The organism is Bacillus sp. TH22 (assembly GCF_016651015.1).
GTDB classification, from domain to species: domain Bacteria; phylum Bacillota; class Bacilli; order Bacillales; family Bacillaceae_G; genus Bacillus_A; species Bacillus_A mycoides.
Genome location: NZ_JAEKER010000001.1, coordinates 1,870,532 through 1,885,360, shown reverse-complemented (window position 1 = coordinate 1,885,360; position 14,829 = coordinate 1,870,532). Strand labels below are relative to the sequence as shown.

The window sequence follows — 14,829 nt, the reverse complement described above, 5'->3', positions numbered from 1 at the left end:
ACAATAAGGTGTCTTTTCGTAAAGTATTACGAAAAGACACCTTATTTATTTTTTATCACCTTTACGTTCCTTTCTTTTTTGCATATACATAAGAAAAGGAGGGATGAAGGTTGGGGGTTGTTGAAACGGCAGAATGGTTACATCTGTATTATGGACGTCCAGAGAAGCTTTGTGAGAAATTTACAAAGTATATTCCATTGCCAAAAGAGAGACTGTATCGCTTTTTAATCTCTAAAGGTATGTATCGCCCAGTAATGCGGGGGGAGCAGGAAATTAAAGAGTTAGAGAAGAAAGAAATTTGGAAAGAACTTAGCATGGAGTATGAAAAATTGAAAGGTTGGCTAAAAGGTCCAGATGTCCCTATCTTTATTTTATTATCAGATTCATACAATCGAACTGTACAAGAGGAATATAACGGGAAGGCTGGCTTATCTATGCGTCACGTTATTTTCTTATTCGTATGTGGACGTAATTCAGTAGAGGAACTAAAAGCTTTATTAACGCATGAATACCATCATATATGTAGGTTACATCAAATTGAGACGAAAGAAACAGAGTATACATTACTTGATACGATGATTATGGAAGGGTTAGCTGAGCAAGCTGTGTATGAAAGGTATACAGAAAAAAGATGTGCACCGTGGACTACTTACATTTCAAAAGAAGATGCTATTTATTATTGGAGGAATTCAATACAAGAACGAATAGGCGTAAAGAGAGGTACGAGGGAGCATGATGTTTTATTAAATGGACTGCACTCGTATCCGAAAATGCTTGGCTATGCACTTGGATTTCATATTGTGAAAGATTGTGTAGCATTTGAAGGAGAAAATACACTTTCTTTATTATCTATAGATGCGAAAGAAATATTGAATAAAGCAAATACATTTCATGTTTCATGAAAAACAGGGGAGCTATCTCCTGTTTTTTTTATATTATAGAAGAAAAAATAATAATTAGAATATATTTCCTCAAGTGGAATAAAGTTAAGCGAAACTGAACATAATGATTGGTACAAACAGTAGTGAAGTGAGGGGTAGTGAATGTTATATCTACATGATGTATGGGTAAATTGGTTTGAAGGTGAAGAGAATGGGTATAACGTTTGTCATTTTTACGAATGGCGGAAAGATGATACGATTGAGCTATTAGATCAAGTGCCATTATTAAAAGTAGATGCCACATTATATCATTACATCGAGAACGAATTATTAGAGCTTCCGCAAAAATTATTGGAAGACGTATATCATAAGGCTTATATTCGTAAAAATCACGAACGTTTGCAACAAGAATATTGTTTTGTAGTTACAGATGGAAAAGGAATTATTGCGATTGATTCAATCGGCTATAATGTGCCAATTAGAAAAAGTAGGCTTATACCGCGTCAAGAACAGATGGTATATGAGATGGTAGAGAATGTGCAAGCAGAAAAGTATGAGTTCCAAGTGGAAGAGATTGAAAAAGAACATCATATTTTATCACCGTCGCCTTTCATTATGAACGGCCTAACTCGTAAAGAAAGACAGTTAAAACAATTATTATTTATGGCATTAGATCAATTACATACAACGAAAAATCCAGCTGAAATTCGCTATTGGTTCACAGAATGGGATCCATCAGCGTACGGAATGGTCCAACATATGGAGTTTGAAGATGTTTGGGCTAAACTTTATGATGAAGCGAAAACTGGATGGTCTGAGAAGCACGAGCAATTATGTGAGCGCCTTGTAAAAGGACAGCCGTTTTTTGAAAAGTTATGGGAAATGGAAAATGAGCAGAAGGTAAATTAAAAAAACCGCCAATTGGCGGTTTTTTTAATGGAGGTGACAAGAATGTTCGGTGGCTTCGCGCCTTCCTGCGAGGCAAAAAGCGCCTCTACGTCAGGAGCTCCATCCCCTCACATTCTGAGCGAGCCGCTTCCGCTTTTTATGAAATCCAGCTCCAGCGGCAAGAATGTTCGGTGGCTTCGCGCCTTCCTGCGAGGCAAAAAGCGCCTCTACGTCAGGAGCTCCATCCCCCTCACATTCTGAACGAGCCGCTTCCGCTTTTTGTAGTAATCCAGCTCTGGCAGCAAGCTCTTCGTGTCTAAGAACCTTAGCCAGTCAGAGCTGAACGAGCTGCCTCCGCTTTATAAGTTACCTACGTTTTCTACTTAATCCCATTGCGTTTTCTACTTTGCGTAGTTGTTTGAATGCAACGCGGTTCGCTTTTTCGGCACCTTTGTCTAGAATTTCGTCTAGTTCTGGTGAGTTGATTAGTTCGTTATATTTGTCTTGGATTGGACGAATTGCTTCTACGACTACTTGTGCTAGGTCGCCTTTGAAATCGCCGTATCCTTTTCCTTCGTACATTGCTTCTATTTCTTCAACTGTTTTTCCAGAGAATGAAGAGTAGATTGTTAATAAGTTAGAGATTCCAGGTTTGTTTTCTTTATCAAATTTCACGATACCTTCAGAATCAGTTACAGCACTTTTAATTTTCTTTTCAATTGTTTTTGGTTCATCAAGCATACTGATCATTGCTTTTGGATTCGGATCAGATTTACTCATTTTTTTCGTAGGTTCTGTTAATGACATAACGCGAGCTCCTACTTTTGGAATACGAATTTCAGGAACAGTGAACACTTCACGGAAGCGTTTGTTGAAACGCTCTGCTAGGTCGCGTGTTAATTCCATATGTTGTTTTTGATCATCACCAACAGGTACGATTTCAGTGTTGTAAAGTAAAATATCAGCAGCCATTAATGGTGGATACGTTAGTAATCCAGCTGGAACTGAATCTCTACCAGAAGATTTATCTTTATATTGCGTCATACGCTCTAATTCTCCAACGTAAGCAACTGATTGCATAATCCATCCTAGTTGAGCGTGTGCTGGTACTTCTGATTGTACAAATAAAGTAGCTTTTTCAGGATCGATGCCACATGCTACATAAAGTGCAGCAAGACTGCGAATGTTTTTACGAAGTTGTACGGGATCTTGAGGTACTGTAATCGCATGTTGGTTTACAATACAGAAATAACAGTCGTGTTCGTTTTGAAGCTCTGTAAATTGCTTCATAGCTCCTAAATAGTTTCCAAGTGTAATTGTTCCGCTTGGCTGAATACCAGAAAAGATAACTGACATAAGTAATTCCTCCTAAAATTGAATGTGCGATGGGGAAGAGAAGGCATACAAAAAAGCCCATTCATCCCAAATTACATAGGGACGAATGGACCGCGGTACCACCCTAATTATTTCACAGCTGTGAAATCTCTCAAGATCCATAATAACGTCTGGATATAACGCCAAAGCCTACTACTTTCGGTTCGGTTTGGTGCTCAAAAGCCCATTCCATACTGCGCAATTACTTGTTCACACCAGCCACAAGCTCTCTGAAATTGCCTCAATATGTACTCTTCTTTATCATCGCATACATATAAATTTATTTATTGTTACCTAAGCTCTTTTAATATGAAAGAACTAAAGTTTTATAACAAAATGTTTTGCTGATTATTATATCATATGGGATAGTGTTTGCAAACTACATCAAAATAGTAAAGCTAATGAGGATCGAGAACAACCCAAGTACGATACCGGTAATACAAATCGGATACGTCCATTTGAATGAATATGTTTTATAAATACGTTCTTTCTTATCGATAGGTTCCTCTGCTTCTTCAATTAAAGAGTCAATTTTTTTATTCGTACCAAATACTCTTTGGAATGCGTAAATTGTTACGTTAAAAAATCCGTTTTGAAATATGAATAAAAAACCACCTATAAGAATAAAAAACAATGCAATATAGAATGAGATGTTGACAAAATTCAACAAAAAATGAGATGAAACGAGGAATGCGCCCACACTAGAAGCGATTATCGCAACCAAAAATAGTATACAAGTATGAAAAAAACTTTATTCAAAATATTCCCCTCCGTCAAAATATTACTAGAATTATTATACTATAAAAGTTATAATAAGTAATATAAATAATTTTTTGAAAATTATACGCAATTGAGGTTCTAATTTCAAGATGATGGTAGCAATGTTAACGTATCCCTTTACAAAAAATTAAAAATATAAACATTTTATTAAAAATTTTAACAAAAAAACAAAAAACTATATTCACAATCGTCATATTATATGTATAATGAAAATTGTAGAAACTTGGAGATTATTCTTTCAATTCTACTTTTCTACAAGTGAGGGTACAGTAAGTGCAATTAGGGGAGGCAACACAACATGAAAAAAAAGATACCGTTATTACTTGCATCAACTTTAACGGCAAGTATGTTGCTTGGCGCGTGTAGCTACCAGAAAGAGGACGCTAAAGCAAAAGGAAAAGAAAACACTACTAGTAGTAGTAACGGAAAACAGATTCTTAATTTAACAGAGTTATCTGAAATTCCATCAATGGATGCATCGTTAGCATCAGATTCTGCATCTTCAACAGCATTAAATAATACGATGGAAGGTTTATATCGTACTGGCAAAGATCAAAAGAGAATGCCTGGGATTGCTGAAGATGTCCAAAAGCTAGATGATGGGAAGAAATACATATTTAAGTTAAGAAAAGATGCGAAATGGTCGAATGGGGAACCTGTAACAGCGAAAGACTTTGTGTATTCATGGAAAAGAGCAGTAAATCCAGATACAAAAGCGACGTATTCATACATTATGTTCGATATTAAAAATGCAGAAAAAATTCATAAAAAAGAATTACCTGCTGACCAATTAGGTGTAAAGGCGATTGATGATTATACATTAGAAGTGGAATTAGACAATCCCGTTCCTTACTTTATTGATTTAACGGTTTATCCGGTGTTCTACCCACTAAATGAGAACTTTGTGAAATCACAAGGTGATAAGTTTGGTTTAGAGGCAAATACAACATTATATAACGGGCCATTCGTTATGAGTGATTGGAAACATGAACAAAGCTTCCAATTTAAGAAGAACCCATCATATTGGGATAACAAGACGGTTAAAATCGAAGAGATAAATTTCAATATTGTGAAAAATACATCGACTGATGTAAATTTATATGAGACAAATTCGATTGATCGTGCGGCTCTAACATCGGAATTTGTTGATAAATTTAGACAAACTCCAGAGTTCCAAACACGAAAAGAAGCTGGAGTTGCCTACTTAAGATTTAATCAAAATAATAAGTATTTGAGTAATAAAAACTTAAGAAAAGCAATTTCAATGTCCTTTGACCGTGATAACATTGCAAAAGTTATTTTAAACAACGGCGCAATCGGTGCTTACGGATTTGTTGGAAAAGATTTCGCTGAAGGTCCGAATAAAAAAGACTTCCGTGCTGAAAATGGAAATCTAGTTGAAACGGATTCAAAAGAAGCGAAAAAACTTTGGGAAACAGCAAAGAAAGAGCTTGGCACTGATAAAATTGAACTAGAATTCTTAAGCTTCGATAATGAAGATGCGAAAAAAATTGGCGAATTCTTAAAAGGTGAGATGGAAAAGAACTTACCTGGTTTAACGATCAAAATTAAACAGCAGCCATTCGCACAAAAAAATAAGTTAGAAGACTCTCAAGAATATGATATGGCGTTTGGTATTTGGGGTCCAGACTTCCCAGATCCAGTCTCATATTTAGATATGTTTGTTACGAATGGTTCACAAAATAAAACAGGATATTCTAATCCGAAATATGATGAGCTAATTCTAAAAGCAAAAACAGATACAAAAGATTTACAAGCTCGCTGGAACAACCTTTTAGAAGTAGAGAAAATATTAATTAAAGAGGATGCAGTTATTACTCCGATCTTCCAAAAAGGTTCAGCATATGTGGTAAAAGGTGCCGTAAAAGATATTATCCCAATTAACTATGGTGGTAGATTAACTTACAAATGGGCATCTGTTGAACAAAAATAATCTTTTTTCCATCGTTTACAAGGGTATATGCCTATGATGGGCATATGCTCTTATTTTAAAAAATAAAAGTAAGAATATTTTAAACTATCTTATTGCTTTTGAGAAAAACGGGGAGGTGCTTGACTATGGGACGTTATGTATTAAAACGTTTCGTGTACATGGCTTTGACATTATTTTTAATTACTACACTGACTTTCTTTTTGATGAAATTACTACCGGGTTCTCCGCTTAAAAACCAGGAGAAGCTATCACCGGCACAAAAAGAAATCATTCTTGAAAAATATGGATTAAATGATCCAGTACCAGTTCAATATGCACGTTACTTAGGTAACTTAGCGCAAGGTGATTTAGGGGTATCATTCCAATATGATAACCGCCCAGTAACAGACATGATTGTGGATCGCATTGGACCATCAGCACAACTTGGTTTACAAGCGATTATATTAGGAACATTTATCGGTTTACTTTTAGGAATTGTTGCGGCACTTCGTAATAATACGTGGGTCGATTATAGTGCAACAGTTATTTCGGTACTCGGGATGTCGGTACCATCGTTCGTATTCGCCGCATTACTACAATATTTCGTAGGGGTAAAACTTGGCTGGTTCCCAGTAGCGTTCTGGAAAGGACCAGAGTTTACAGTAATGCCTACAATTGCATTATCGATGGGAGTTATCGCAACAATCGCACGTTTCTCTCGTGCAGAATTAATTGAAGTTATGCAGTCTGATTATATTTTAACAGCGAAAGCAAAAGGAATTAGTCAAGGCGTTATCATTGTCAAACACGCACTTCGTAACGCGTTAATTCCAGTTGTAACAATTTTAGGACCAATGGTTGCTGCATTAATTACAGGAACACTTGTTATCGAGCAAATTTATGCTGTACCAGGACTTGGGGAACAGTTCGTTAAATCTATTACAGTGAATGACTATACAGTTATTATGGGAACTACAATTTTCTATAGTGCGATCTTCATCGTAGTTATTTTCATTGTCGATATTTTATACGGAATTATTGATCCTCGTATTCGTTTAGCGGGAGGGAAAAAATGATGAAAGATGTACAAAAATTATCTCCAGATTTATTTCAACAAGCCAATCAAAATAATGTTGATAATGAAGTCATTGCCCGTCCAAGCTTAACGTTTTGGCAAGATGTACGAAGACGCTTGTTCCAACATAAAGGCGCGATGTTGGGTTTAGTATTATTGAGCATTATTGTACTACTAGCAATTTTTGGACCGATGGTAAGTAAACATTCTTATAAAGAGCAGGATTTAGGTCGTGCGAAAATGCCACCGAAAATTCCAGTGATTGAAAATATTCATTGGTTACCATTTGACGGCACAGATCAATATGGTGTTGACCAATATGCAAAACGTGATATTAAAGAGTACTTCTGGTTTGGTACAGATGATCTTGGCCGTGACTTATGGACAAGAACATGGGAAGGTACACGCGTATCATTATATATCGCTCTTTTAGCAGCAGCAATTGACCTAGTAATTGGGGTTGCATACGGGGGTATTTCAGCATTCTACGGCGGTAGAGTAGATAATATTATGCAACGTATTATGGAGATTATTAATGGTATTCCATACTTAATCATCGTTATTTTAATGGTAATCATTATGGGATCTGGTATTTGGTCAATCACACTCGCAATGGCGATTACAGGTTGGATAGGGATGTCGCGGATTGTTCGTGGACAAATCTTAAAGTTAAAAAACCAAGAGTATGTATTAGCGTCTCGTACATTAGGTGCAACAAATACACAATTAATTGTGAAACACTTAATTCCAAACGTTATGGGACCAATTATCGTAATGACAATGTTTACAATTCCATCAGCGGTGTTTGGTGAGGCATTCTTAAGCTTCATCGGTTTAGGAATTCAGCCACCATTCGCATCACTTGGTTCTCTTGTAAATGATGGATATAAATCAATTCAAACGTATCCACACATGATGTTCATCCCTGCGGTTGTCATCAGTATGTTAATTCTAGCATTCAACTTAATGGCAGATGGATTACGCGATGCGTTAGATCCAAAAATGCGTAAGTAAACGAGGAGGGAGAAGTAAAAATGAAAACATTGTTAGAGGTAAAAGATTTACAAGTCTCCTTTGATACACATGCAGGTGAAGTACAAGCTGTACGCGGTGTTACTTTTGATTTAAAAAAAGGAGAGACATTAGCGATTGTAGGAGAATCTGGTTCTGGTAAATCAGTTACTTCTAAAGCGTTAATGGGATTAATTCCGAATCCTCCAGGACGTATTAAAAACGGTGAAATCGTATTTGAAGGTCGTGACTTAACGAAACTAACAGAAAAAGAAATGCAGCAAGTACGCGGTAAAGATATTGCGATGATTTTCCAAGATCCAATGACATCATTAAATCCAACGATGACTATTGGTAATCAGATTATGGAAGGTCTTATTAAACACCAAGGGATGAGTAAAGCAGATGCACGTAAAGTTGCGTTAGAATTAATCGACCTTGTAGGTATTCCGAATCCAGAAGCGCGCTTAAAACAATATCCTCACCAATTCTCAGGTGGTATGAGACAGCGTGTAGTTATTGCGATGGCGTTAGCTTGTAACCCGAAATTATTAATTGCCGATGAGCCGACAACAGCGCTAGACGTTACAATTCAGGCGCAAATTTTAGAACTTATGAAGGACATTCAGCAAAAAACAGAAGCAGCAATCATTTTCATTACGCATGACTTAGGTGTAGTGGCAAACGTTGCAGACCGAGTTGCGGTTATGTACGCTGGTAAAGTTGTTGAAATTGGAACTGTTGATGAAATTTTCTACAATCCAAAACATCCATACACATGGGGCTTAATCGCATCTATGCCAAGCTTAGATGGTGCAGAGGACGAGCTATATGCGATTCCAGGAACGCCTCCAGACTTATTAAAACCGCCAAAGGGTGATGCTTTTGCACCACGTAACCCGCAGGCATTGAAAATTGATTTTGAAATGGACCCACCTTTATTTAAAGTAAGTGATACACATTATGCGGCAACTTGGTTACTTCACGAGCAAGCTCCAGAAGTAAAACCACCGGCAGTCGTTGAAAAACGTATTCTTCAAATGAAAGCAGGTGAACAACATGACTAAACAACGTGAGAAATTAATTGAAGTAAAAAATGTAAAGCAGCACTTCGACGTGAGTGGTGGTGTTGTCAAAGCGGTCAATGATATTTCATTTGATATTTACCGCGGAGAAACATTTGGTCTTGTAGGAGAATCAGGTTGTGGTAAATCGACAACTGGAAGAACGATTATTCGTTTATATGATGCAACTGCCGGTGAAGTGTTGTTCGATGGTGAAAATGTACATGGGAAAAAATCACGCGCAGAACTTAAGAAGTTCAACCGTAAAATGCAAATGATTTTCCAAGATCCATATGCATCATTAAATCCTCGTATGGCAGTAGGGGATATTATCGCAGAAGGTATTGATATTCACGGACTAGCAAAAGGCAAAAAAGAGCGTATGGACCGTGTTCACGAGCTGTTAAATACAGTTGGTTTAAATAAAGAGCACGCGAACCGTTTCCCGCATGAATTCTCAGGCGGACAACGTCAACGTATCGGTATCGCTCGTGCGCTAGCTGTAGAACCTGAATTTATCATTGCTGATGAACCAATCTCAGCACTTGACGTATCGATTCAGGCACAAGTTGTAAACTTACTGAAACAGTTACAAAGAGAAAAAGGTTTAACATACTTATTCATCGCCCATGATTTATCAATGGTAAAATACATTAGTGATCGCATTGGTGTAATGTACCGTGGTCAAATCGTTGAATTGACAACAAGTGAAGAGTTATATGCGAATCCAATGCATCCATATACAAAATCACTACTATCTGCAATTCCACTTCCAGATCCAGATTATGAGCGCAATCGTAAACGTATCGTATACGATCCATCTCAACATCAATATGGTGAGGAAGCACCAACAATGCGTGAAATTCGCCCAGGACATTTTGTATTATGTTCTGAAGCAGAGTATAAGAAATATAAAGAAATCTATCAATAATAAAGTAGAGCCATTCTTCTATTACAGAAGGATGGCTCTATTTTTTATACTAATTAAACTTAATTTAGTATAAAGAGATTTTATCCAAGTTCTTTTTCTGTTTAAAGACAGCAAATTAAGAGTTTCCAAGAATGAAGAAAAGGCGACTGAAATCCAGCCGCCTTTTTCTTCATTTAGAAACAATTTTATTTTACTGCGCCTGAACAGAAACACTCTCATCTTGCTCATTTGGTTTAACAAGTGCATAATTTTCCCACGATCTACTTCTCCAGCGGAAGAACATAATAATTGCTCGCGTCCATTCGTCGATAGCAATCGCTAGCCAAATACCAACGAGCCCCATGTCTAAATGGAAGGCGAAAAAGTAACCGAGTGGTAAGCTCATTAACACCATGGAGAATGCGCCGATTAAAACAGGATATTTTGCATCGCCAGCTGCACGAAGTGAATTAATGATGACGATGTTCATCGTCCGTCCTGTTTCAAGTAGTACACTTAGTAAAAGAACGCTTGCCCCTAGAGCGATAATATGAGGATTATCTGTAAATAGTCCCATTAATTGTGTGCGGAATGTAACAACGAGCATGACCATAAATAAAGTTACGCCAATCGCCCATTGTACACTTTTCCATACGCGTGTGTAAGCTTCATCCTTTTCATTTCCGCCAACTAGGCGTCCAACGATAATAGCTGTTCCCATACCGATAGCAATGGCGAATAAATAAGTGAACATGGAAATGTTAGTAGCGTATTGTCTTGCAGCTAACGATTCCGTACCTAAGTATGTTGCGTAATATAAGAAGACAATTTGACAAGCTTGATACATGACTTGTTCGAATGCAGATGGAATGCCGATCTTTAAAATTTTGCCAACGTATTCTTTTGATAAAGTGAAGTAATATTGTAATTTCACACGGTATTCCATAACGCGGTACAGTAACCAGAAGAAAACGATAAGTGCGATTAACCGGCTCACAGCGGAAGAAATCGCGGCTCCTTGCACACCAAGTTCAGGGAAACCGAATTTCCCGAAAATAAGTACGTAGTTTCCGGCGATATGAATAATATTCATTCCAAGCGAAACAAACATTGCTTGCTTTGTAAAGCCGTGAACGCGGATAATTGCGGCTAATGAGTTAATAATAGCTTGAAGGAAAATAGCTCCTCCGACGATGGATAGATAGCTTTGTGCATACGTTAGTACATCGCCTTGTAAATTCATTGCCATCATCATATGTTTTGAAAATAAAAGAAAACCAGCGCTTATAATGAGTCCGACCACTAAATTTAATGTGACGGCTAATGCTGATATTTTTGATGCTTCCATAAAGCGTTTAGAACCGAGGTATTGGGATACAACGATAGCTGCACCATTCCCTATGACTTCTAGTACTAAAATCGCGATATGAAGGTATTGATTCGCTGCACCAACCCCAGATACAGCATCGTCTGATAATGCACTTAACATGAAAGTATCAGCGATCCCCATCAGCATAAAAAGAAAAACTTCTAGAAAAATAGGCCATGTTAATAAGAATAAACTTAATTTCTCTGTTGGCCCGTTTTTTGAGCGAATTGCTGTCATGTCCGTCCCCTCTTTACCGATATCTATTTTTAGCAAAGTGTATCGTAACACACTTTCATATCCTTTGCACTTATTTTAGCCTACATATTTTCAATATGAATAAACCTTCATTTTATGACAAAAAAGGAGGAATAATTATGCGTAAGATATTATAGAATATAAAATTTATTTTTCTCTGATAATTTAGAAAAGTATAAAAATGATCATTTTTAACACTTTAGTTCAATAAAAACGCAGTGTGAAACGTTTACAAAGGCACGTTGTGTTAACAGAAAATTTTAATAAAATAGAAATATAAATATACAAAGAATATATTTATGTGTATAATATGAATTATTAGAACATATATATATTTCTTTCTGTTTGAAAATGAAAGGGCTAACATTTTTTTTGGAGGGTGGAAGTATGAAAAAAAAGATACCAGTTTTTGTAGCATCAACAGTAGCAATGAGCATGATTTTAGGGGCATGTGGCTACCAAAAAGATGAACCGCAAGCGAACGCAAAAGGGGATAGCGGGAAAAGCGGTGCGAAGCAAGTTATTAACTTAATTGAAACACAAGAAATTCCAACGATGGACCCAGCGTTATCAGCTGATGCAGTTTCTTCAAAAGTAATGAACAATACGATGGAAGGCCTATACCGCCTTGGGAAAGACGATAAATTAGTTCCAGGTGTAGCGAAGGAATTCCAAAAGTCAGAAGACGGTAAAAAGTATACATTTAAATTACGTGAAAATGCAAAATGGTCAAATGGTGAACCTGTAACGGCGAAAGATTTCGTGTATGCATGGCAAAGAGCAATTAATCCAGATACAGCTGCGAAATCGGCGTACATTATGTACGATATAAAAAATGCTGAGAAAATTAATAAAAAAGAGATGAGTCCAGACCAATTAGGTGTAAAAGCGATTGATGATCATACACTAGAAGTAGAATTAGATAATTCTATTCCATATCTTGTTGATTTAATGGTCTATCCGATCTTCTATCCTGTTAATGAAAAGTATGTGAAAGAGCAAGGGACGAAGTTTGGTTTAGAAGCAAATACAACACTTTATAACGGACCATTTACATTAAGTGATTGGCAACATGAACGTAGCTTCAAAATGACAAAGAGCTCATCATATTGGGACAATAAAGAAGTGAAGCTTGAGGAAGTAAACTTTAATATTGTAAAAGATACGTCTACGCCAATTAATTTATATGAAACAAACGCAGTCGATCGAGCGACGTTATTAGCAGAGTTCATCGATAAATATAAAGGAAAACCAGATTTCAAAACGGTAGAAGATACATCTGTATTCTTCCTTCGCTTAAATCAAAAAGACCCAGCTTTAGCAAATAAAAATATTCGTAAAGCAATTTCTCTTGGTTTTGACCGTAAACCATTCGTTGATACATTATTAAATAACGGTTCTAAGCCAGCGACGGGATTAATTCCTGACAATTTCATTAAAGGACCGGATAAAAAAGATTTCCGTGTTGAAAATGGAGATATTGTAAAACCAAATGTAAAAGAAGCGAAAAAGTATTGGGAAGCTGGTAAAAAAGAGCTTGGTAAAAACGAAATTGAATTAGAGCTATTAAATGAAGACGTTGAATTATCGAAGAAAACTGGTGAATATTTAAAAGGTGAGTTAGAAAAGAATTTGCCAGGTTTAACAGTGAAAATTAAACAACAACCATTCGCGCAAAAACTAAAATTAGAAGATGCGGGCGACTTTGTAATGTCATTCTCTGGATGGAGTGCAGACTTCCCAGATCCAGTTACATATCTTGATATGTTCGTAACTGATGGGGCACAAAATAAAATGAAGTATTCTAATCCGAAGTACGATGAGATTATTATGAAAGCGAAGAAAGATGGAAGCGACGTAAATGCTCGTTGGAAAAACTTACTTGAAGCAGAAAAAATGTTACTTGATGACGCTGCGATTGTTCCAGTATATCAACGTGGTAGAGCATATTTACAAAGAGAAACAATTAAAGATATGTACAACCATAAATACGGCGGGGAAGTAAGCTTCAAATGGGCATCAGTAGGAAAATAACAAAAAAAAGCAGGTAATTACCTGCTTTTTTTAGTACGTACGTTTTTTATAAATGCCTTTTCCGCCAACTTGGTTCCAGCCAGATTGTACATCTAAACTTTTGTTAACAAACTTCATTTTTTCTTTCCCACCAAAGAGTTTTTCACCGATGCTATTTGTAATGACACCAATCAATGCTGTTATTCCGATGATGAGGGTAGCAACAATGATAAAATCAGTAAAAAAAGCGATCATATGCAAATTCCCCCTTTGTCTGTCTGTATTTTTATTGTATGAGATAAATGGTAAAAAAGAAAGAAATGTCAGAAAAATATTCGATTTACTTTAGAAAGCATATAGACATGAGCGGAGAGATTTGTTAAAATAAGAACAAATGTTCCTTTTTGTTTCTAACCTTTAGAGTCTTACATTTCTCAATTGTTTTGTTGGGAAAAGGTAAGAAAACGCTCTCTTTTTAATGGGGAAGATTATGAAACTGTAATTGTATATCAAGTGAAGAGTATTGTATAAAGTAAGTATCAAAAGGGTTGAAGACCGTTGTTAAAGGACAGTTTTACTGAGTATAATCATGTTGCATAGCAGTGGAGTACACGGAGAAATTTTCTCAACTAGCAGTAAATTCACTGTATATTTCTTGCAAAAACTATTGTATAATGATTATAGAAGTTACTTATTAAAAGTAATTATTGTTGCTTACATGAATTGCGATTTTTTACTTTGCTATAAGACAAGTTATCGCGAAAAATTGCGGAAGTTAGAAATTTAAACTGTAATTAGTACAGAATTTGTACTCTTTAAGGAGAGTGAGCTTTGTATGGTAACATTATATAGTTCTCCAAGCTGTACGTCTTGTAGAAAGGCGAAATTATGGCTAGAGGAAAATCATATTCCTTATACAGAACGTAATATTTTCTCAGATCCATTAACGATTGATGAGATTAAAGAGATTTTACGTATGACAGAAAGCGGAACGGATGAGATTATTTCTACTCGTTCAAAAGTTTTCCAAGAATTGAATGTGAACTTAGAGTCTTTACCACTTCAAGATTTATATAAGATGATTCGTGACTATCCAGGTATTTTACGTCGTCCAATTATGATTGACGAAAAACGCCTTCAAGTAGGTTACAACGAAGATGAAATCCGTCGTTTCTTACCACGTACAGTAAGAACGTTCCAATTACGTGAAGCACAGCGTCTTGTAAATTAATTATAATAATATGAAAACCTTCTACCTATTATAGAGTAGAAGGTT

13 protein-coding genes and 1 other annotated feature are annotated in these 14,829 nt (G+C 36.3%); of the genes, 9 read left to right on the top strand and 4 right to left on the bottom strand.

Annotation, left to right across the window (positions count from 1 at the left end; genetic code table 11):
* The first annotated feature begins 110 nt into the window (after nucleotides 1-110).
* Nucleotides 111-902: a DUF2268 domain-containing putative Zn-dependent protease gene (locus JFU18_RS09540; RefSeq protein WP_002030365.1), complete on the top strand. Its 792-nt coding sequence runs from the start codon at nucleotides 111-113 to the stop codon at nucleotides 900-902.
* A 141-nt stretch (nucleotides 903-1,043) separates the two neighbouring features.
* Nucleotides 1,044-1,790, top strand: coding sequence for a YjbA family protein (locus tag JFU18_RS09535; RefSeq protein ID WP_002030367.1), 747 nt, complete (start codon nucleotides 1,044-1,046; stop codon nucleotides 1,788-1,790).
* Nucleotides 1,791-2,135: 345 nt separating this feature from the next.
* Here the strand turns inward: JFU18_RS09535 and trpS are convergent, their stop codons facing one another.
* Nucleotides 2,136-3,125: a tryptophan--tRNA ligase gene (trpS, locus tag JFU18_RS09530; RefSeq protein WP_000110999.1), complete on the bottom strand. Its 990-nt coding sequence runs from the start codon at nucleotides 3,123-3,125 to the stop codon at nucleotides 2,136-2,138.
* A 74-nt stretch (nucleotides 3,126-3,199) separates the two neighbouring features.
* Nucleotides 3,200-3,417 (bottom strand) — a binding site (T-box leader).
* 105 nt (nucleotides 3,418-3,522) lie between these two features.
* Nucleotides 3,523-3,858: a DUF3899 domain-containing protein gene (locus JFU18_RS09525; protein ID WP_201050402.1), complete on the bottom strand. Its 336-nt coding sequence runs from the start codon at nucleotides 3,856-3,858 to the stop codon at nucleotides 3,523-3,525.
* A gap of 363 nt (nucleotides 3,859-4,221) precedes the next feature.
* On the opposite strand from JFU18_RS09525, the gene JFU18_RS09520 reads away from it, so the two are divergent.
* The 5 genes from JFU18_RS09520 to JFU18_RS09500 all read left to right on the top strand — a co-directional run bounded on the left by JFU18_RS09520 (nucleotide 4,222) and on the right by JFU18_RS09500 (nucleotide 9,937).
* Nucleotides 4,222-5,877 carry a peptide ABC transporter substrate-binding protein gene (locus tag JFU18_RS09520; RefSeq protein ID WP_002125925.1) on the top strand — a complete coding sequence of 552 codons (1,656 nt, stop codon included), beginning with the start codon at nucleotides 4,222-4,224 and terminating at the stop codon, nucleotides 5,875-5,877.
* Between the two features lie 125 nt (nucleotides 5,878-6,002).
* Complete coding sequence (opp3b, locus tag JFU18_RS09515; protein ID WP_063226144.1) at nucleotides 6,003-6,932, top strand: oligopeptide ABC transporter permease; 930 nt, start codon at nucleotides 6,003-6,005, stop codon at nucleotides 6,930-6,932.
* Nucleotides 6,929-7,945, top strand: a complete 1,017-nt coding sequence (opp3C, locus tag JFU18_RS09510; RefSeq protein WP_000974104.1) for an oligopeptide ABC transporter permease — start codon at nucleotides 6,929-6,931, stop codon at nucleotides 7,943-7,945. The genes opp3b and opp3C overlap by 4 nt, the downstream gene beginning before the upstream one ends.
* Nucleotides 7,946-7,965: 20 nt before the next feature.
* Nucleotides 7,966-9,009, top strand: coding sequence for an ABC transporter ATP-binding protein (locus tag JFU18_RS09505; protein ID WP_002011337.1), 1,044 nt, complete (start codon nucleotides 7,966-7,968; stop codon nucleotides 9,007-9,009).
* Entirely contained in the window at nucleotides 9,002-9,937 is a 936-nt protein-coding gene (locus JFU18_RS09500) for an ABC transporter ATP-binding protein (protein WP_201032680.1), read from the top strand. Before JFU18_RS09505 ends, JFU18_RS09500 begins: the two co-directional genes overlap by 8 nt.
* Nucleotides 9,938-10,127: 190 nt before the next feature.
* On the opposite strand, the gene JFU18_RS09495 is transcribed toward JFU18_RS09500, so the two are convergent.
* Nucleotides 10,128-11,573, bottom strand: coding sequence for an MATE family efflux transporter (locus tag JFU18_RS09495; RefSeq protein ID WP_002166144.1), 1,446 nt, complete (start codon nucleotides 11,571-11,573; stop codon nucleotides 10,128-10,130).
* A 354-nt stretch (nucleotides 11,574-11,927) separates the two neighbouring features.
* Here JFU18_RS09495 and JFU18_RS09490 point away from each other — a divergent pair, with 354 nt between their 5' ends.
* Nucleotides 11,928-13,574, top strand: a complete 1,647-nt coding sequence (locus JFU18_RS09490; RefSeq protein ID WP_201034855.1) for a peptide ABC transporter substrate-binding protein — start codon at nucleotides 11,928-11,930, stop codon at nucleotides 13,572-13,574.
* 30 nt (nucleotides 13,575-13,604) lie between these two features.
* On the opposite strand, the gene JFU18_RS09485 is transcribed toward JFU18_RS09490, so the two are convergent.
* The gene (locus tag JFU18_RS09485; protein ID WP_000559981.1) at nucleotides 13,605-13,808 is read right to left on the bottom strand and encodes a hypothetical protein; all 204 of its coding nucleotides are present in this window, start codon (nucleotides 13,806-13,808) and stop codon (nucleotides 13,605-13,607) included.
* A 580-nt stretch (nucleotides 13,809-14,388) separates the two neighbouring features.
* On the opposite strand from JFU18_RS09485, the gene spx reads away from it, so the two are divergent.
* Nucleotides 14,389-14,784 carry a transcriptional regulator Spx gene (spx, locus tag JFU18_RS09480; protein ID WP_002011348.1) on the top strand — a complete coding sequence of 132 codons (396 nt, stop codon included), beginning with the start codon at nucleotides 14,389-14,391 and terminating at the stop codon, nucleotides 14,782-14,784.
* Nucleotides 14,785-14,829 lie beyond the last annotated feature (45 nt).

Bases quoted from the DNA above. Each gene is read 5' to 3' on its own strand.
- JFU18_RS09490 (WP_201034855.1), top strand. From the start codon at position 11,928: ATGAAAAAAAAGATACCAGTTTTTGTAGCATCAACAGTAGCAATGAGC.
- JFU18_RS09485 (WP_000559981.1), bottom strand. From the start codon at position 13,808: ATGATCGCTTTTTTTACTGATTTTATCATTGTTGCTACCCTCATCATC.
- opp3b (WP_063226144.1), top strand. From the start codon at position 6,003: ATGGGACGTTATGTATTAAAACGTTTCGTGTACATGGCTTTGACATTA.
- spx (WP_002011348.1), top strand. From the start codon at position 14,389: ATGGTAACATTATATAGTTCTCCAAGCTGTACGTCTTGTAGAAAGGCG.
- JFU18_RS09505 (WP_002011337.1), top strand. From the start codon at position 7,966: ATGAAAACATTGTTAGAGGTAAAAGATTTACAAGTCTCCTTTGATACA.
- opp3C (WP_000974104.1), top strand. From the start codon at position 6,929: ATGATGAAAGATGTACAAAAATTATCTCCAGATTTATTTCAACAAGCC.
- trpS (WP_000110999.1), bottom strand. From the start codon at position 3,125: ATGTCAGTTATCTTTTCTGGTATTCAGCCAAGCGGAACAATTACACTT.
- JFU18_RS09500 (WP_201032680.1), top strand. From the start codon at position 9,002: ATGACTAAACAACGTGAGAAATTAATTGAAGTAAAAAATGTAAAGCAG.
- JFU18_RS09535 (WP_002030367.1), top strand. From the start codon at position 1,044: ATGTTATATCTACATGATGTATGGGTAAATTGGTTTGAAGGTGAAGAG.
- JFU18_RS09520 (WP_002125925.1), top strand. From the start codon at position 4,222: ATGAAAAAAAAGATACCGTTATTACTTGCATCAACTTTAACGGCAAGT.